The 20277-nt window shown below is 35.3% G+C and carries 15 protein-coding genes; 13 read left to right on the top strand and 2 right to left on the bottom strand.

From position 1 onward, the window contains the following. Positions 1 to 36: 36 nt before the first annotated feature. Both HAV12_RS02175 and HAV12_RS02170 read left to right on the top strand, forming a co-directional pair. Entirely contained in the window at positions 37 to 1785 is a 1749-nt protein-coding gene (locus HAV12_RS02175) for a BatD family protein (protein ID WP_171568278.1), read from the top strand. A gap of 61 nt (positions 1786 to 1846) precedes the next feature. Then, positions 1847 to 2593, top strand: a complete 747-nt coding sequence (locus tag HAV12_RS02170; RefSeq protein ID WP_171568277.1) for a tetratricopeptide repeat protein — start codon at positions 1847 to 1849, stop codon at positions 2591 to 2593. Between the two features lie 79 nt (positions 2594 to 2672). On the opposite strand, the gene HAV12_RS02165 is transcribed toward HAV12_RS02170, so the two are convergent. Both HAV12_RS02165 and HAV12_RS02160 read right to left on the bottom strand, forming a co-directional pair. After that, the gene (locus tag HAV12_RS02165) at positions 2673 to 3242 is read right to left on the bottom strand and encodes a 5-formyltetrahydrofolate cyclo-ligase (protein ID WP_171568276.1); all 570 of its coding nucleotides are present in this window, start codon (positions 3240 to 3242) and stop codon (positions 2673 to 2675) included. Beyond that, entirely contained in the window at positions 3229 to 4221 is a 993-nt protein-coding gene (locus HAV12_RS02160) for a succinylglutamate desuccinylase/aspartoacylase family protein (protein WP_171568275.1), read from the bottom strand. Before HAV12_RS02160 ends, HAV12_RS02165 begins: the two co-directional genes overlap by 14 nt. A gap of 130 nt (positions 4222 to 4351) precedes the next feature. On the opposite strand from HAV12_RS02160, the gene uvrC reads away from it, so the two are divergent. From uvrC to HAV12_RS02105, 11 genes are all read left to right on the top strand, one after another. Then, complete coding sequence (uvrC, locus tag HAV12_RS02155) at positions 4352 to 6151, top strand: excinuclease ABC subunit UvrC (RefSeq protein ID WP_132037227.1); 1800 nt, start codon at positions 4352 to 4354, stop codon at positions 6149 to 6151. A gap of 4 nt (positions 6152 to 6155) precedes the next feature. Beyond that, on the top strand, positions 6156 to 6656 hold the full coding sequence (locus tag HAV12_RS02150) for a hypothetical protein (protein ID WP_171568274.1): 501 nt from the start codon (positions 6156 to 6158) through the stop codon (positions 6654 to 6656). 74 nt (positions 6657 to 6730) lie between these two features. Then, positions 6731 to 9019 (top strand): patatin-like phospholipase family protein, encoded by a 2289-nt coding sequence (locus HAV12_RS02145; protein ID WP_171568273.1) that lies wholly within the window; start codon positions 6731 to 6733, stop codon positions 9017 to 9019. A 211-nt stretch (positions 9020 to 9230) separates the two neighbouring features. Then, positions 9231 to 10388 (top strand): homogentisate 1,2-dioxygenase, encoded by a 1158-nt coding sequence (locus HAV12_RS02140; RefSeq protein WP_171568272.1) that lies wholly within the window; start codon positions 9231 to 9233, stop codon positions 10386 to 10388. A 139-nt stretch (positions 10389 to 10527) separates the two neighbouring features. Then, positions 10528 to 10890: a four helix bundle protein gene (locus HAV12_RS02135; RefSeq protein ID WP_171568271.1), complete on the top strand. Its 363-nt coding sequence runs from the start codon at positions 10528 to 10530 to the stop codon at positions 10888 to 10890. Between the two features lie 63 nt (positions 10891 to 10953). After that, on the top strand, positions 10954 to 12114 hold the full coding sequence (hppD, locus tag HAV12_RS02130) for a 4-hydroxyphenylpyruvate dioxygenase (protein WP_171571619.1): 1161 nt from the start codon (positions 10954 to 10956) through the stop codon (positions 12112 to 12114). Positions 12115 to 12410: 296 nt separating this feature from the next. Beyond that, complete coding sequence (locus tag HAV12_RS02125) at positions 12411 to 13181, top strand: DUF3108 domain-containing protein (protein ID WP_171568270.1); 771 nt, start codon at positions 12411 to 12413, stop codon at positions 13179 to 13181. Further along, complete coding sequence (locus tag HAV12_RS02120; RefSeq protein ID WP_171568269.1) at positions 13181 to 14122, top strand: tryptophan 2,3-dioxygenase family protein; 942 nt, start codon at positions 13181 to 13183, stop codon at positions 14120 to 14122. The genes HAV12_RS02125 and HAV12_RS02120 overlap by 1 nt, the downstream gene beginning before the upstream one ends. Positions 14123 to 14145: 23 nt before the next feature. Beyond that, on the top strand, positions 14146 to 15366 hold the full coding sequence (locus tag HAV12_RS02115; protein ID WP_171568268.1) for a peptidoglycan DD-metalloendopeptidase family protein: 1221 nt from the start codon (positions 14146 to 14148) through the stop codon (positions 15364 to 15366). Positions 15367 to 15505: 139 nt separating this feature from the next. Then, positions 15506 to 17149 (top strand): glucose-6-phosphate isomerase, encoded by a 1644-nt coding sequence (gene pgi, locus HAV12_RS02110; protein ID WP_171568267.1) that lies wholly within the window; start codon positions 15506 to 15508, stop codon positions 17147 to 17149. 313 nt (positions 17150 to 17462) lie between these two features. After that, the gene (locus HAV12_RS02105) at positions 17463 to 20210 is read left to right on the top strand and encodes a TonB-dependent receptor domain-containing protein (protein ID WP_171568266.1); all 2748 of its coding nucleotides are present in this window, start codon (positions 17463 to 17465) and stop codon (positions 20208 to 20210) included. Positions 20211 to 20277 lie beyond the last annotated feature (67 nt).

Here is a 20277-nt window from a genome sequence, read left to right as displayed (position 1 = left end):
AAACAGTTAAACAGTTAAACAAAACTGAAACAATTAATGAAAAGATATTTAATTCTATTACTATTCACTTTTCAGGGGCTTATGGCTCAGGTTCAATTTGAAGCCAAAGTAACTAAAACTACGCTTGGAGTAAATGAAAGACTTCGAATTGACTTTATCATGAATGTTGATGGAGATAATTTTGAGCAGCCTGCATTTGAAGGATTCAGAGTTGTTGCAGGACCAAGTCAGCAGGTAAGTCAATCCTGGATAAACGGACGCAGTTCTTTTCAGAAAGCATATTCCTATATTTTACAACCCGCACAAAAAGGAACTGTTACGATTAGACAGGCCTCTATAGAATTTAATGGACAGGTCTACAAAACAGCTCCCATAAAGATAGTGGTTACCAATGCTGTTGCCCAGGAAAGAGATCCTAATGACAGACCACAGGGAGCCGGAAGCGAAACACTGGATCTTGTTGCGGAAATTTCAAAAACAAATCCGTATCTGAATGAACCCATAACAGTAGTTTACAAATTATACTTTAATAATATTGGTGTTACCGGCTTTAAAGAACTGGCAAAACCAAAATACAATGATTTCTGGAACCAAAATATAGAAATCCAACGACTGGCTACAGAAGAAGGAACTCATAATGGACAAAGATGTTATTTTGTAATCCTGAAAAAAACGATTTTATATCCTCAGAAATCAGGAAAACTTACTATTGAACCGCTTTCATTAGATATTGGAGTGCAATTGCCGACCAATCGTCGCGACATGTTTGGTCAGATGATACTATCAGAAGACAACAAAATTGTTTCGGCCGGAGCTAAAACAATTAATGTAAAACCACTTCCTGAAACCAGCAAACCGGAAGGGTTCAGTGGCGCTGTCGGTAAATTCACCTTTACCGTTACGCCATCTAAAACGACATTGAAAAACGGAGAAAGTCTGGACTTATTTGTAAGTGCGACAGGGTCCGGAAACATGAAATTGTTTACTTTACCAAAACCGGTTGTACCTAATGCATTAGAAATGTACGATCCGGTACATGACGAAAAAGTAACGACTTCATTAGCCGGAATGTCCGGAAGAATCTCAGATAAGTATACTATTATTCCGCAGTATAAAGGGAAATATGCTATAAAACCAATGCAGTTTTCTTATTTCGATCTGAATACAGGTTCTTATAAAACCATTACTTCTCAGGAAATTATGGTTGATGTTTTAGACGGGCCAATGCAGGCTGAGGCAAATACTGCTGCAAACGCATCAAAAAATGTTGTATCGAAAGCAGAACAATTTAAATATATAAGAACTAAAACAACATTACTTTCGATAGCCACAAACGATTTCTATGGTTCGGACCTCTATTACGGATTGTTGTTACTGCCTTTTATAATTATTCCAATTATCATTTTGGCTAAGAAGAAAAAAGAGGCAATTGACAGTGATGTGACTGGAAACAGAATTAAAATGAACAATAAACTGGCTAAAAAATATTTATCTGAAGCTAAAAAACAGCTTAATAATAAAGAGCCTTTTTACATTGCACTCGAAAAAGCGATGCATAATTTCCTGAAAGCCAAATTACACATTGAAACTTCAGAAATGAGCAAAGACAATATCCGCGAATTGTTATTATCAAGAAATGCCAATCCGGAAACCGTTCAGAGTTTTATCGATTTAACTGAAAACTGTGAGTTTGCGCGTTATGCTCCGGCATCAAGTGCATCAATCCAGCAGGACTATGACAAAGCTGTTTCGATTATTTCGGAATTAGAAAAGCAGATTGTTTAAATTTAAATTCTAAAATCAAACCTGACAGATTTAAAAACCTTTCAGGCTTAAAGAAAATAAAATGAAAAATATACTATATCTCTTTTTATTAATCTCTCAGGTTTTCTTTGCTCAAAGCAGCTTTGAAAAGGGGAACGATTTATACCAAAATGGAAAATATCAGCAGGCAGTTGAGGAATATGAAAATATTATAAAAGAAGACAAGCAGCAATCGGCTGAGTTGTATTACAATCTGGGAAATTGTTATTATAAACTCAATAAGGTTGCGCCTTCTATTTACAATTACGAGAAGGCTTTGGTTTTAAAACCTGGTGATCCTCAAACCTTAAACAATTTAAAATTCGCCAAAAAACTAACAATTGATGAAATAAAGGAAGTACCAAAAGTTGGTTTTGCAAAACTGATCCAGAACTTCACGGGGATTTTTGATTATAATACCTGGGCGAAAATTTCTGTTGCAATTGGTTTTATTTTTTTGCTGAGCTTTATTGGATACTATTTCTCGCAACACACCCTCGTGAAAAGAATTTATTTTATCGGAATGTTTATTATTTTGGTTGCCCTGCTTTTAAGCGTTGCTGCAGGAATGTCTGAAAAAGATCATTTCGATAACGATCGCCCGGCAATTGTTTTTGCTGAGATCTGTGAAGTCAGAAGTGAACCGCAAAAAGCAGGTTCGGCTATTATTTTATTACACGAAGGTGCAAAGGTTTATGTAATCGAAACGATGGACAAATGGAAAAAAATCGAATTAACAGACGGAACAGAAGGCTGGATTGATGCTTCCACTATCAAGGAAGTAAAATAATTAAATTATCTTTTTAAATAACAAATCCCAAATTCCAAAATTTAAGATCGGAATTTGGGATTTGTTGTTTGGTATTTAATCAAAACGCATACGTTTTCTCAGGGGTCACACAATAATCTAATTTTATATCCAATTCAAAAACATCTTCAATTTGGCTTTCCGCTTCAAAAAAAGAAAGTCCGATTTTGATGGTTTCCGGTTTACATTCTGCTAAGAATTTATCGTAGAAACCTTTTCCGTAACCCACTCGATTTCCTAAAATATCAAAAGCCAGCAGTGGCACAAAAACAACTTCAATCATTTGAGATGCAACCGGCAATCCGTTTACAGGTTCCGGAATGTTATACTCGTTTTTCTTTATTTTCGTATTATCAGTCAATAAAAAATGAGCCATCGCGCGGGTTTCAAAATCACTTTTAGAAATCACAATTTCCTTATCCTTTCCGGAAAGCAAATGCAGTACATATTCTGTATTGATTTCTTTTTGCTCTTCGATAGGAAGAAAAAGATGATAGTAGGTTTTATTCCAAATCGGCAACTGTAATAAATTGTTGGCAATCATCAGGCTTTTTTCTTCGATGTCATCAGCCGACAATTCTTTTCTGAGGTGCTTATATTGTAGTCGTAATTCTTTTTTATTCGTCGGCATTTTCGAGAGCATTTTCGGGAGCGTTTTTAGAAATATGATAAATCGCATCGCCTTCGTAGACGATCGGCGAATGATTGGCATTAATAACAAAGCCATCATGAGGCGCTTTTACTTTCTGCTCAAATTTACCAAACGGATCTGTAATTATAGCCAGAATAGTTCCTTTGGTCACAAATCTTCCAATCATATTAAAATCATGCAATAAACCGGAACATTTGGCCCTTAACCAAATCGAATTTTTGATATAGATGGACGGATCTTCTGCCTCGTCAACAACTTGTTTGGGATCCAGCATATTCAAATAATGCAACAAACGCTTTACTCCCATCACGGCTTCATTGGCAATATCATTATTGATATCCAATGATTTTCCTCCTTCAAAAAGCAGCATTTTTACATTTGCCTTTTCGGATGTGTTTCTAAAAGAACCATTAATATTTTTAGAGTACAAGGTAAACGGCGCATTAAAAACATCCGCCAAAAGTTTCAGTTCCGGATTATTTTCGGTGATTCTGATCTGAGGGGCATTAAATCTGCTCGCACCACCGGCATGAAAATCGACTGCATAATCTAAAATGGGCAAAACTTCCGCAACAATATGAAAAGCAAAACGGCTTGCCAGAGAGCCTTTTTTACTTCCGGGAAAGACACGATTTAAATCTCTTCCGTCAGGGAACTCCCTGGATTTATTTACAAAACCATAAATATTAATAATCGGAATACAAATAATCGTCCCTCTGGTGGGCCTGTTGATCTTTTTGCTAATAAGCTGACGTACAATCTCAATTCCGTTTATTTCATCTCCGTGAATTCCGGCCGAGAATAAAACTACCGGGCCTTCTAGTTTGGAACGACGCACAATAACAGGAATATTGAGTTTTGTAGTGGTATGCAATCTGGCAATTTCGACGTTTATGGTTCTATTTTCTCCCGGCAAAATCGACTCGCCAAAAATAATCATGGTTTTGTTATTTTTCATATAGAATTATAAAATCTAAATATAGAAATTATTCTTTTGATTTCGTAAATTTGAAACTAAATCACTGTTAAGCTTATTATCAAAATCGTTTTTGAAATAGCTTTTTCAGTCTCTTCAGAAACAAAACAGAATGTCAAAACCGTCTTTAGAACTCCAAATTCAAACCTTACCGGACAATCCCGGTGTGTATCAATATTATGACAAAGACGATAAAATATTGTATGTCGGAAAAGCAAAAAATTTAAAAAAAAGAGTCTCTTCCTACTTCAATAAAATTCACGATACGAGAAAAACAAATGTTCTGGTCAGGAAAATCGTAACCATAAAACATATTGTAGTTCCTACTGAAACCGATGCGCTTTTACTGGAAAACAACCTAATCAAAACTTTGCAGCCCCGCTACAATGTTTTATTGCGTGACGACAAAAGTTATCCCTGGATCTGTATTAAAAGAGAACCTTTTTCACGAATATTTTCGACGCGAAGAATGGTCAAAGACGGCTCTGAATATTTTGGTCCCTACACGAGTTTTAAAACCGTGCATACGATTCTGGATTTAATCAAAGAATTGTATCCGCTCCGTACCTGCAACTACGACTTAAACCAGCCCAATATCAATTCGGGAAAATTTAAAGTTTGCCTCGAATATCATATTGGCAATTGCAAAGGTCCGTGCGAAGGTCTGGAATCTCTGGAGGATTATCAAAAACAAGTGGATGCGATCCGTGAAATCCTGAAAGGAAATTTCAAGGAAAGCATGAAAGACTTCAAGCGTTTAATGACAAAATACGCTCAGGATTTACATTTTGAAGAAGCTCAGAAAATAAAAGAAAAGATAGAAGTTCTGGAAAATTACCAATCGAGATCCACTATTGTAAATCCGAAAATCACCAATATTGACGTCTTTTCGATTGTATCCGACGAAAGCGCTGCCTATGTCAACTTTCTACAGATTTCTCACGGATCGATTATTCGTTCGCATACTTTAGAAATAAAGAAAAAACTGGATGAAAGCGACGAGGAATTGCTGGAACTTGCGATAATAGAACTTCGGGAACGTTTTCATTTATTATCAAAAGAAATTATTGTTCCGTTTGAAATTGATTTGGGAGAAAATATCAAAACAACGGTGCCACAGCTTGGAGACAAAAAACAGATTCTGGACTTATCGATTCGAAATGCAAAATTTTACCGCATAGAACAACTCAAACAATTGCAGATTGTAGATCCCGATCGCCATACCAATCGTATTATGGCACAGATGCAAAAAGATTTGCGATTGCCGGTAGAACCGCGTCATATAGAATGTTTTGACAACTCGAACATTCAGGGTACAAATCCTGTTGCGGCCTGTGTTGTTTTTAAAGACGGAAAAGCCAGTAAAAAAGATTACCGCCATTTTAATGTAAAAACGGTGGAAGGTCCTGATGATTTTGCTTCGATGACCGAAATCGTTTATCGTCGTTACAAACGGTTATTAGACGAAAAAGAACCTTTGCCGCAGCTTATTATTATTGACGGTGGTAAAGGACAACTATCCGCTGCTTTAAAAAGTATAGATGAATTGGGATTAAGAGGTAAAATTGCCATCATCGGAATTGCGAAACGACTTGAAGAGTTATTTTATCCCGGAGATTCGATTCCGTTATACCTCGATAAAAAATCGGAGACACTAAAAGTAATCCAGCAATTACGAAATGAAGCGCATCGATTTGGAATTACTTTTCATCGCGACAAACGCAGCAAGGCAGCACTCAATTCTTCTGTGGAAAGCATTCCCGGAATTGGTGAAAAAACGATGCTGACCTTAATCCAGCATTTCAAAAGTGTTAAAAGATTAAAATTAGCCTCGGAAAAAGAAATATCGGATGTAGTAGGTCCGTCCAAAGCAAAAAAAATTGTTTCCTTTTACAGTAACAATCAATCCTAATCAGATGAAAATATTCTTTTTAAGCCTTATGATATTCTTTTCCTGCCATTGTTATTGTCAGAAGAATATTGAATTTCATCAGAAAGACCAAACACAAATAAAAATTAAAGTTATCAATAATTTTGAAAAATTAGAAATCACCAATTCTAAAAATACTAAAACACAAAATATTGATTATATCGAAACATCCATTAGCGATAAAGAGATGCATTTTGTAGCAGAAGATTACAATTTTGATGGTTATAAAGATTTTGCAGTATACAGAACAGATGACGGAATGGGCGTTTACACCATATATCAAATATTTATCTACAACCCTGCAAATCAACAATTAAAAAAATTAAAAATGCCTTTAAACTCTAATCCGGAATGTGATGAATTTTGTGATGTACAAATAAATAAAAAAAGAAAAACATTTCAATCCAGTTGTAGAGGTGGTGCAAAATGGCATACCGATATCTGGAAATTTGACAAAAACCAAAATCTGATATTAACGAAGAAATAATGTTATTAAAAACAAAATTGACCTGTAAAGTTCAATAATATTTCCGACTTTTACAGAACAAACCAGCTAATTCTATGAGCCTTATCCAGCTGTCCTTTAAAAACATACGATTAAAAGATTTTTTTCTCTCCAATTTGTCTATTTCCTCCCGGGGTGTAAACACAGCTGTTTTAGTATTTGTTATGCTGTTTTCGCTAAACTCTTTTTCACAGGATAAAAAGCAAGACAGTATTAAAAGACCCAAAATTGGTTTGGTTTTAAGTGGCGGAGGCGCTAAGGGATTTGCTCATATTGGAGTTTTAAAAGTATTGGAAGAAGCCGGAATAAAAATAGACTATATCGGCGGAACCAGCATGGGATCTGTTATTGGCGGACTTTACGCTTCCGGTTACAATGCTTCCCAAATTGATTCTATTTTCAAGAAGACCAATTTCGACGAATTAATAAACGATTACATTCCGCGTTCCTCGAAAAACTTTTATGGCAAAAGAAATGATGAGTTATATGCTATCGTTTTGCCTTTCAGCAATTTCAGAATTGGTATTCCGGAAGCACTTTCAAAAGGAATGTACAACTACAATTTACTGAGCAGTCTGACCCGAAACGTGCGTCATGTTCGTGATTTCAATAAACTACCAACTCCGTTTTTGTGTATTGGAACCAATATAGAAACAGGAGAAGAAGTTTTGCTTAACAAAGGTAATCTCGTTCAGGCCATGATGGCAAGTGCTGCTTTTCCATCGTTGTTTACTCCCGTAGAAATTGATGGAAAATTACTGGTTGATGGCGGGGTTGTGAACAATTATCCGATAAAAGAGGTTAGAAATCTGGGTGCAGATATCATAATTGGTGTCGATGTACAAGATGATTTATTAAATCGAAAAGGCCTTAAAAATGCTACCCGAATACTGGTACAGATTACCAATATGCAGTCGATTGATAAGATGAAAAGCAAGGTAAAAGATACCGATGTTTATATAAAACCCGACATTCGGGATTACGGGGTAATTTCATTTGATAAAGGGGAAGAAATAATCCGAAAAGGTGAAGAAGCCGCTTTTGCCGTCTATGAGAAAATTAAATCATTGACAGATGAAGAGCATTTTTATAAAAAACCAAAACTAAAGATAATCACGGATACAATTGAGATTAAAAAAATAAACAGTGATCCGTTAGATAATTATACCAGAGAATATATTCGTGGTAAACTTCGTTTTAAACCCGGAAGCACTATAACATATGAGGATCTGAGAACCGGAATAAACAATCTGAATGCTACACAAAACTTTAGTACTATATCCTATTGCCTGCAGCCTGATGGCAATCAGGATAATTTAGACCTTGTATTGCAGGAAAATCCGACACAGACTTTTTTAAAACTTGGATTGCATTACGACGGTCTTTACAAAAGCGGAATTTTATTAAACCTTACCCATAAAAAAACATTCTTAAAAAATGACATAACCTCACTTGACATTATTTTAGGGGATAATTTCAGATACGATTTAAACTATTATGTCGAAAATGGTTTTAACATCAGCTTTGGGTTTCAGTCAAAATTAAGTAAGTTTAACAGAAATGTTACGACCAACATCAGTAATTTCGACACTGAAAATGTAAATCTCATTAATGTTGATTTTTTAGATTTAACCAATCAGGCCTATTTCCAGACCATATTTGTGCAAAAATTTCTTATGGGTGGCGGGCTTGAATACAAGTACTTAAAAATAGATTCGCCAACACTTTCCGACACGGAGAACATTATTGAAAGAAGCAGTTATTTCAGCGTTTTTGGTTATTTAAAATATGATTCCTTTGACAGCAAAAGTTTTCCCCGTTCGGGATTGTATTTTTCATCCGGTTTACAAACTTATTTAGCTTCATCGGATTACACCAAACAATTTAAGCCTTTCTCAATTGCAAAGGCGGAAATTGCATTTGCGGGCAAACTTTTCAGAAAAGCAACATTCAAAATCGGAGCCGATGCAGGATTTAATATAGGAAGCGACAGTGTTCCGTTTTTTAATTTCATACTCGGAGGATATGGTTACAGCAAAATAAACAATTTCAATTATTTTTACGGATACGACTTTTTAAGTATTGCCGGAAACAGCTATATTAAATCAGACATTACACTGGATTACGAGATCTTCAAAAAAAATCACGTCAATATATCTGCCAATTATGCCAACCTTGGTGATGATATTTTCACCACAGTAGACTGGATCTCAATGCCTAAATATTCGGGATATGCCGTAGGTTACGGACTGGAAACGATTATTGGACCAATTGAAGTTAAACATTCCTGGTCTCCGGAAATGTCAAAAAGTTTTACCTGGTTTAGTATAGGATTTTTATTTTAATTTGTAATTTAAATCAATAAAAATTACGACATTTGTTATAATGAAAACAAAATGGACAGGTTTATTGGAGTATCTTCAATTTCTCATTAAGAGAAACCCGGACTAATGCTATCGAATTGAATAATTAGCCAACTTAGAAAATGAGCTAATTATCTGTTCACAATTCACATTTTCTAATTATCTAATTTATAAATTATCTAATTGAAAAGCCATGCCATTATATCATAAACTTGGAGATTTTCCTCAAAAAAGACACACCCAGTTCGAGAAACCAAACGGAGGTTTTTACTACGAACAATTATTTGGAACCGAAGGTTTTCACGGACATTCGTCATTGTCCTATCATGTTCACAGACCTACACAGGTCAAGGAAATTATAAACTCCTATTCGGTTGAGCCTAAAATCGCAATCGGAAAAAATATAAAATCATTATTATTTAAAGGTTTTGAACTAAAACCGGAGAATGATTTTTTAGACAGCCGTAAAGCAATGATGGTCAACAAAGACTGTATTATTGGTTTAGCAGCACCTAAGGAATCCCTTAGAAATTATTTCTATAAAAATGCCGATGCCGACGAAATGCTTTTTATCCATAAAGGGAAAGGAAAATTACGTACCATGCTGGGTAATATTCCTTTTGAATATGGTGATTATCTGATTATTCCAAGAGGAATTATCTACCAAATCGAATTTGAAACAGAAGAAAACAGACTCTTTTACGTCGAATCTTATTCTCCTTTTTATACTCCGAAACGTTACAAGAACGAATCCGGTCAGCATTTAGAACATTCTCCTTTTTGTGAGCGCGATTTTATTCTGCCGGGCGAATTGGAAACGCACGACGAAAAAGGTGATTTTTTAATTAAAATCAAAAAAGAAGGAATGATTCACGAAGTCGTTTACGCCACACACCCTTTTGATGTTGTTGGCTGGGACGGCTATAATTTTCCATACGGATTCTCGATTCATAATTTCGAACCTATAACCGGACGCGTACACCAACCACCACCGGTACACCAAACTTTTGAAACGGCAACTTTTGTTGTTTGTTCTTTCTGCCCACGACTTTACGATTATCACCCAAAAGCAATTCCGGCACCTTATAACCACAGCAATATTGATTCGGACGAAGTACTGTATTATGTTGATGGTGATTTTATGAGCCGTAACAATATAGAGCAGGGACATATCACTTTACATCCCAAAGGAATTCCGCATGGTCCGGCACCCGGCGCAATGGAACGTAGTATTGGTCATAAAGAAACCCATGAATTAGCCGTTATGGTAGATACTTTCCGTCCACTTATGGTGACGGAAGAAGCAATGGGTCTTGATGATGGACAATATTATAAATCCTGGACGGAGTAAAGAATTAGTCAATGTGGGAGTTTGATAATTAGATAATTTCTAACGAAATTAAAAAGTAGTATTTAGACTACAATTTATTATCTTTAACAAGTATAGTAAATTATCTAATTAACACATTTTCTAATTATCAAATTAAAACATGACTTTCAACGAACAATACAAAGACAACGCTCTTTTAATAAAAACTTTCAATTTTGCATTAAATATAATTGATTATACAAGCGATCTACAAGAACAAAGGAAGTTTGTAATTGCCAATCAATTATTAAAAAGTGGGACATCAATTGGAGCAAATTCAAAAGAATCCCAAAATGCAGAAAGTAAAGCAGATTTTATTCATAAATTAAAAATTGCAATTAAAGAAGCAGACGAAACAGAATATTGGTTGTTTCTCTGCGACGCTCATAAAAGCTATCCGGATTGCAAAGATTTATTATATGAATTATCAGAAATTTTAAAAATTTTAAATAAAATAATATCAACATCTAAGATGAGGAATTAGAAAATTGATCAAATTAAAACATTTCAAAATTATCTCATTTTCTCATTGTCAAATTATCTAATTATTATGAAAGAAGTAAAATCAGTAGAATACGGATTAGAAAAAATATTTGAAGGAGCACAGGATTTCCTTCCGTTATTAGGAACAGATTATGTAGAATTCTACGTAGGAAATGCAAAACAATCTGCACATTACTACAAAACCGCTTTCGGATATCAGTCATTAGCCTATGCGGGATTAGAAACAGGAGTAAAAGACAAAGCCTCTTATGTTTTGAAACAGGACAAAATCAGAATTGTTTTGACAACTCCATTAACACAGGATTCACCAATTCATGAACATCTTAAAAAACATGGGGACGGTGTAAAAGTGGCAGCTCTTTGGGTTGAAGATGCGAGAAGTGCTTACGAAGAAACTATGAAACGCGGTGCCCGTTCTTTTATGGAACCAACTGTAGAATCAGATGAATTTGGAGAAGTAGTACGTTCCGGAATTTACACTTACGGAGAAACGGTTCATATTTTTGTAGAAAGAAAAAATTACAACGGTGTTTTCTTACCGGGTTACAAAGAATGGAAATCAGATTACAATCCAGAACCAACAGGATTAAAATATATAGACCACATGGTAGGAAATGTGGGCTGGAACGAAATGAACACCTGGGTAAAATTCTACGAAGACGTGATGGGATTTGTGAATTTCCTTTCATTTGATGATAAACAAATCAACACCGAATATTCGGCTTTGATGAGTAAAGTAATGTCAAACGGAAACGGAAGAATCAAATTTCCAATCAACGAACCGGCAGAAGGAAAGAAAAAATCACAAATTGAAGAATACCTGGATTTTTACGGAGGACCCGGAATTCAGCATATCGCTATTGCAACTGATGATATAATCAAAACTGTTTCGGACTTAAAAGCGAGAGGCGTTGAATTTTTATCTGCTCCACCGCATACTTACTATCAGGCAATTCCCGAAAGACTAGGAGTTCATATGGATATGATGAAAGAAGATTTAAATGAAATTGAAAAATTAGCCATCATGGTCGATGCAGACGAGGATGGTTACTTATTACAAATATTTACAAAACCAGTTCAGGACAGACCAACCTTATTTTTCGAAATTATTCAAAGAATGGGAGCAAAAGGTTTCGGCGCAGGTAACTTTAAAGCACTTTTTGAGTCCATTGAGAGAGAACAGGAATTGAGAGGAACTCTATAAAAAAGCATTATTTTTACATTATGTAGAAAAATTCTCTGTAAAACGATGCTTTTTATGCAAATGATATGTTAAACTCACTTTTTGCTATTTATTTTCTGAACTTTGTATCTATCTTTGCACTCGCAAATCAGGAAGGGGTGGTTTCCTTCCTAATTGATATAAATTTCATAATTTATAGTTTTTTGGTTAGTTAATAGCATAAAAACTCAGTCATTCCTTGACTGAGTTTTTTTGTTTTGGTACATTTGGAATAGAATTTGCTTTTATCCTAATAACATAACTGTCAAAATAGTCCTATGAAAAAATTAATTCTCTCTATATTAATCCTCACGACACTTAGCTTTGATTCCTTTAAAGAAGATGCCTTCGACGTAGGGGAATATTTCAAATTTCGAATTCACTATGGAATTGTAAACGCCGGGTACGCTACTCTGGAAGTTAAAGATGCCACCATAAACAACAAGAAAGTTTTTCACGCTGTGGGTAAAGGCTACACAACCGGAATGTCAAAATTTTTCTTCAAAGTCGAAGATTTATACGAAAGTTATTTCGACAAAGAAACCGGAAGTCCTTACCGATACATCAGAAAAATCAACGAAGGTGGTTACACCAAGAATCAGGAGGGTATTTTTAATCAAAACGAAAACAGGGTTTTGGTAAAAGACTACAAACGTAAATCTGAAAAAACAATTATAACCTCTGATGCGGTACAAGACATTATTTCTTCCTTTTATTATTTAAGAAACCATCCCAATATAGACAAACTTAAATCGGGCGAAGCGATCAGTATAGACATGTTCTTTGATGATGAAATCACAAAATTTAAGTTAAAATATATAGGCCGTCAGGATATTACAACTAAATTTGGAACCGTTTCTACCATGATGTTCAAACCACTGGTACAAACCGGAAGAGTTTTTAAAGAAAAAGAAAGCGTAACGCTTTGGATAACAGACGACGACAACAAAGTTCCCGTCAGAATAAAAGCAGATCTTGCCGTAGGCTCACTAAAGGCAGATCTGGATGAATATAAAGGATTAAAAAATCCATTTAAAGTAAAAAAATAATGAACACCACAGATAATTCTGAATCGATCCTAAAAGAAATTGATCTTAAATTTCAAGCCATAAACCAAAAAACTGATGTTCAGCTTGAAGGCTTACTTTGGTCAAAACCAATTACCTATTGGGATTATATTCAGACTGATGCTCTTTTAAACCTTCAAATACAACGCACTACGCTTCCTGACGAAATGGTATTTATTATGTACCATCAGGTAAATGAATTGATTTTCAAAATGATTCTTTGGGAAATTGATCAGATTGCCGACACCGAAAACATTCAGGTTGATTTTTTTAGCGAAAGATTATCCCGAATTACCCGTTATTTTGACATGCTGACCAATTCGTTCAGCATTATGGAAAACGGAATGGAAGTCGATCAATATATGAAATTCAGAAATACCCTGACTCCGGCAAGTGGTTTTCAGAGTGCGCAATACCGATTAATTGAATTTGCTTCTACGGATGTCATTAATTTAACAGACCGCAGATACAAAGCAGACTTTGACGAAAATACAGCTTTAGAAACCAGTTTCGAACATTTGTATTGGCAGGCAGCAGGAAAGGACTATCAAACTGGGAAAAAATCATATTTGCTTCAGGAATTTGAAAATAAGTATAAAGATCAGTTTTTGCGTCAGATCAGCACGTTCAAAACAAAAAATATCTGGCAGAAATTTACACAGCTGCCGGAAAAAGATCAATTGAATGAAGCATTAATTACAGCAATGCGTCATTATGACCATACTGTAAATATTACCTGGGTGATGCAACACCTCAATACTGCAAGAAAATACATCTTAGAAAGCGGAAAAGGAAACGGCGAAGCCACCGGAGGAAGCGACTGGCAAAAATATATGCATCCAAAATACCAAAGACGCATCTTTTTTCCTAAATTGTGGACCGAAGAAGAATTGTCCAATTGGGGAAACGAAACCACCGTTTAATTTCTCAACAAAAATTTAAAAGTTTGAAAAAAGCAGTTGTAATTATTATAATATTGTTTTCAATATTTTCATGTAAAAAAACAGAAGAAAAAGTCGAAACCAAAATTACAAAACCAAAAACTAAAAAAGTAGAATTTGGTTTTAATTACGCAGATTTTAATGTTTTACAGGACACTATCCAGAAAGGCGATTCCTTTGGATCCATCTTTCAAAGTCAGAATATTGGAGACAAAAGGGTTTATGACATTGTAGAACAGGTAAAAGATTCTTTTGACGTAAGGTCTATTCGCTACAACAAGCCTTACACGCTTCTTCGATCAAAAAACAAAACAAACAAACTTCAGGTTTTTATTTATCAGCCCGACGCATTAACTTATTATGTAGTCGATTTCAGGGACAGTACTGCTAAAGCTTATAAAAAAGTAAAGCCTGTTACCTTTAAACGTAAAATTATTGGCGGCGTTTTAAAAAGTTCCCTGTCTGAAACTTTAGGAAATGAAAGTGTGGAAACCGCACTTGCCAACAGAATTACCAAAGTATTTTCGTGGTCTATTGACTTTTTTAAACTTAAGAAAGGCGACCGTTACGGACTAATTTTCACAGAACGTTTTATAAACAATAAAGTTTATGACGGAGTGGAAGATCTTCAGGCTGCCTTTTTTGAATATAAAGGAAAAATCATTTATGCTTTCCCGTTTGAAAAAGATTCTCTTTCCGGAAAAATAGAATATTACGATGATCAGGGAAGAACACTGAAAAACTTTTTCTTAAAAACACCAATCAAATTCAGCCGAATCACCTCCCGCTTTACAATGAACCGATTTCACCCGGTACAACATACCTGGAAAGCACATAAAGGAACCGATTATGCTGCCCCGACCGGAACTCCAATTTCTACAACTGCATCCGGAGTTGTGGAAGCAACAGGATACACCGCAGGAAACGGGAATTTTGTAAAAGTAAAACACAACGGTACCTACTCTACTCAATATTTACACATGTCCAGAATTTTAGTACGACGCGGACAACGTGTTACACAAGGACAAAAAATAGGACTGGTAGGAAGCACCGGACTGGCATCAGGACCTCACGTTTGTTACCGTTTCTGGAAAAACGGAGTTCAGGTAGACGCCCTTCGACTTAATTTGCCAACCGGAGAATCTTTAGGAGGAAATGACAGAACGCGTTTCTTAAATCAAATTGAACCTTTGAAAAGAGAACTGGACAGCATTGGTAATTTATAAAGGTTTAAACCCGGAAGATTCATAGGAATTTACATTCTTCATTTTTCTTCTAATTTGTTATATAATTGTGAAGCGGCAGACTTTTAAAACTAATTTCAGTATTTTTGCGTCATAACCACTTTTATAATTAGACAACAAAATGGCTTTAAACACAACAAACCCAACCGGGACTGAAGCGTGGAAAAATCTGCAAAATCACTATAACGCAATTCACGAAACTACGATACAGGAATTATTTCAACAGGATAACTCACGTGTTGAAAAATTCAACTTACAATGGAACGACTTTTTGGTAGATTATTCTAAAAACAATATTACTCAGGAGACTATTTCCCTTTTATTAGAATTGGCCAATTCAATTGGATTAAAAAATGCTATTGCGGATTATTTTAACGGAGAAATCATTAACAAAACCGAAAACAGAGCCGTTTTACATACTGCTTTACGTGCACCGGAATCAGCGACTATTAAAGTTGACGGAGAAAATGTAATTCCGGAAGTTTACGAAGTAAAAAACAAAATCAAAAACTTCACACAGGAAGTCATTTCAGGACAAAGAAAAGGTTTTACAGGAAAAGCATTTACTGATATCGTAAATATTGGTATCGGAGGTTCTGACCTTGGTCCGGTTATGGCAGTTGAAGCCTTGCAGTTCTACAAAAATCATTTAACTACGCATTTCGTTTCCAATGTTGACGGAGATCACGTAAATGAAATCATTAAAAAATTAGATCCTGAAACCACCCTTTTTGTCATTGTTTCCAAAACCTTTACCACACAGGAAACGTTAACGAATTCTGAAACAATTAAAGAGTGGTTTTTAAAATCGGCGACTCAGGCGGATATTGCAAAACACTTCGTTGCTGTTTCTACCAATATCCAGAAAGTAACAGAATTCGGTATTAATCCGGACAACGTTTTCCCGATGTGGGATTGGGTTGGAGGAAGATTCTCGCTATGGAGTGCCGTTGGTTTAAGCATTGCACTGGCCGTTGGTTTTGATAATTATAATGAATTACTAAAAGGTGCCAATGAAATGGACGAGCATTTCAAATCGGCAGAATTTGACGAGAACATTCCGGTGATCTTAGCCTTATTAAGCGTTTGGTACAATAATTTCTTTGGAGCCGAAAGCGAAGCTTTGATTCCCTACACGCAATACTTGCAAAAATTAGCTCCGTACCTGCAACAGGCCTTTATGGAAAGTAACGGAAAAAGTGTTGGCCGTGACGGAAAACCGGTAAACTATCAAACAGGAACCATTATCTGGGGAGAGCCCGGAACCAATTCCCAACATGCTTTTTTCCAACTGATCCACCAGGGAACAAAACTGATCCCGACAGATTTTATCGGATTTGTAAAACCGTTGTATGGAAATGAAGATCACCACGATAAATTAATGTCCAACTTTTTTGCGCAAACCGAAGCTTTACTGCATGGGAAAACCGCTGTGCAGGTTCAGGCGGAATTCGACAAACAAGGTCTTGCTGCAGAACAGGCCTCTTATCTATTGCCTTTTAAAGTTTTCACAGGAAACAAACCGACTAATACGATTCTGATTCAGAAACTGACTCCAAAAAGCTTAGGATCACTGATCGCTTTATATGAGCACAAAATTTTTGTTCAGGGAGTTATCTGGAATATTTTTAGCTTTGATCAATGGGGAGTAGAATTGGGGAAACAACTGGCAAATTCTATTTTAGAAGAAATAAATACCAAAATAGTAAAAAATCACGATAGCTCAACTTCATTTTTATTGAATCATTTTTTGAAAAACAAATAATTTAATTTTTTACAACATATTGAAACGTCTTAATTTAACACAAATTAAGGCGTTTTTTCGTATAAACCCCCTAACAAATGGATAGCGAAGCTTCCTATTTGAGCGTTTAAGGCTACAGCACTGTTCAAATTATTATGTTTTTAACAAAATATAGGTCTCTAAAATCAGGAAAACATCATTTTATTTAACACAAAAAAGAAAAATCATTTTAATGCGCAATGAATTAAGCAAAATTAGTTTTTCTTAACATTTTGATAACATTATCTGATTTTAATGTTATAATTTTGCCAAAAACAATAAACTAAATAAACAAATGAAGACAATGAAAAATTGGTTACTAACTGGACTATTGTTCATGGTAGTTTCAACCGTATTTTCTCAAGGAAAAGTTACCGGTACTATTACCGATGCCTCAGGTGCAACTTTACCCGGTGCGAACGTAGCTGTTAAAGGTTCACCAAGTGGAACTTCAACAGATTTCGATGGTAAATTTACGATTGAGACTAAAACTAGTACTGGAGAATTGGTTATTACCTATTTAGGATACGATTCCAAAACTTTACAATTTTCAGTTTCAAATGGTGGAACAACAAATTTAGGCGAAATCGTTTTGGCAGGTAATTCAAACGAATTGAGCGAAATTGTAGTAAAAAGTACTACTGTAGATATTGCAAAAGACAGAAAAACTCCTGTTGCAGTTTCTACTATTAGAGCAGCTGAAATTCAGGCAAAATTAGGAAACATGGAGATTCCTGAATTGTTAAAAAGTACTCCATCTGTTTATACGACTAAATCTGGTGGTGGTTTTGGAGATTCTAGAATTACAGTTCGTGGTTTTAGTCAAAACAACGTCGCAGTAATGGTTAACGGTATGCCGGTAAACGACATGGAAAACGGAGCTGTTTACTGGAGCAACTGGGCTGGTTTAGCAGACGTTACTTCTTATATTCAGATTCAAAGAGGTTTAGGATCTTCAAAATTAGCTATCGCTTCTGTTGGGGGTACTATGAACTACATAACTAAAGCTTCAGATTTAAAACAAGGCGGAACAGTTGGTACTTCATTTGGTAACGATAATTTCTTTAAATCGAATGTTGCTTACAATACAGGAAAATTAGACAACGGATTATCTGCTTCTATTTTATTCAGCCACACACAAGGTGACGGATATGTTGACGGAACTCAATTTAACGGAGATAACTACTATGTTGGTCTTGGTTATGCTACAAAAAACAACAAGCATGATTTCCAATTAACAATTACTGGTGCCCCACAATGGCACGATCAAAGAAGCACTTTTATTACCATAGCACAGTATCAAAAATATGGTACAGAATCTGATCCAAATATCAAATATAACTCTGATTGGGGTTATAAGGATGGAAAAGAATTTAACATGGTAAGAAATTACTACCACAAACCAGTAATCTCATTAAACTGGGATTATAAAATCAACGAAACTTCTAAATTATCAACTGTAGGCTACGTTTCTTTTGGACGTGGAGGAGGATCTAGAGGAGCTGGTTTTATTAGAGGTTTTAATTATGCTAATAATGCATTTAGAACTGCTGATGGTTTAGTTGATTACGACAAAATTCAGGCTTACAACTCAGGGCAGACAGTATCTATTAATGGAACTTCATTTACTCGTGCTACTACTGGTACAAGTGGTCAATTCCAAAACAGTGCAGTTACTGGAAACAATGCAACAAACGGTATTTCACAAATTTCATCAGTTAACTCCCACAACTGGTACGGTGCTATTATTAACTTCAATAAAAAATTTACTGAGCATTTAACTTGGGATCTTGGAGTCGATGTAAGAGGATACAAAGGTATTCACTACCAAAACTTAAACAATCTTTTAGGAGGAGACTCATTTGCTGATAACTTTGATGTAAACAACCCTAATAGAATTTTAACAAACACATATTCTACTTATCCAGCCTGGAACGTTTTCAAAAGTACATCTAGTGAAGAAAAAGTTAACTTCAACAATGATGGTGACGTAAGATGGTATGGAGGATTTACTCAATTAGAGTATTCTACAGATAAATTTACTGCATTTATTCAGGGTGCAATTTCTCAACAAGGATTTAAGAGAGTTGATTACTTTAAGTATTTATCTTCTACTGCACTATCTAGTACAGATTTCGAAAACATTCTTGGTGGTAACGTTAAAGGTGGTGTTAACTACAACATTAATGAGCACCATAATGTATATGCTAATTCAGGATATTACTCCAAACAACCATTCTTTAATGCAGTTTACCCAAACAATGCATCTTTAGTAAATGGTAACTTAACAAACGAAAAGATCTTTGGTGTAGAAGCTGGTTACGGTTTCCGTTCAAGAATTTTTACTGCAAACGTAGATATATACCGTACTTCATGGAAAGACAGATACCAAAGACAAAACGATAATGATACATCAAACCCTGGAGGATACTATGATTTCGCTGGAATTACAGAAATTCACTCAGGTATCGAGTTCGCTGGTACTGCTAAAGTACTCCCTAATCTTACCCTTACTGGTATGTTCTCTGTTGGAGACTGGCAATATAAAGGAACGAGTACAAGTAATCGTTACGACTCAGGAAACAATCCTATTGGTGGAGGAAGTGCTATTACATTATTCCTTGACGGTGTAAGAGTTGGTGATGCTGCTGCAACAACAGCTGCTTTTGGAGCAACCTATGAAATTGTCCCACGTTTTAGTGTTGATGCAAATATCAACTACTTTGATAAGCTTTATGCTGCAATCTCTCCGGGAGCATTTACTTCTGCAAATAATAAAGGTGCATTACAGTTACCTTCTTACAACACTACTGACGCTGGTTTATCTTACAAATTATTAGTAGGAAAAAACAAAAGTAATTCAGTTGGATTCAGATTAAACGTAAACAACGTATTTGACTATACCTACATTGCTGAATCAAAAACAAATATATTTGCAGCTGATGTTCCTACAGTTACTACATATAAAGGTGTCGCTACTACGAATCAGGTATACTTTGGTTTTGGTAGAACATGGAACTTTGCTCTACGTTACGATTTCTAATATTTAGAATCTGAATAAATACCAAAAACGGCATTGACTTTTAGTCCAATGCCGTTTTTTTTATACC

Source organism: Flavobacterium sp. CLA17 (assembly GCF_013112255.2).
Classification (GTDB): domain Bacteria; phylum Bacteroidota; class Bacteroidia; order Flavobacteriales; family Flavobacteriaceae; genus Flavobacterium; species Flavobacterium circumlabens.
The sequence above is the reverse complement of the archived record's forward strand: the minus strand, read 5'-3'. Positions and strand labels throughout refer to the sequence as shown.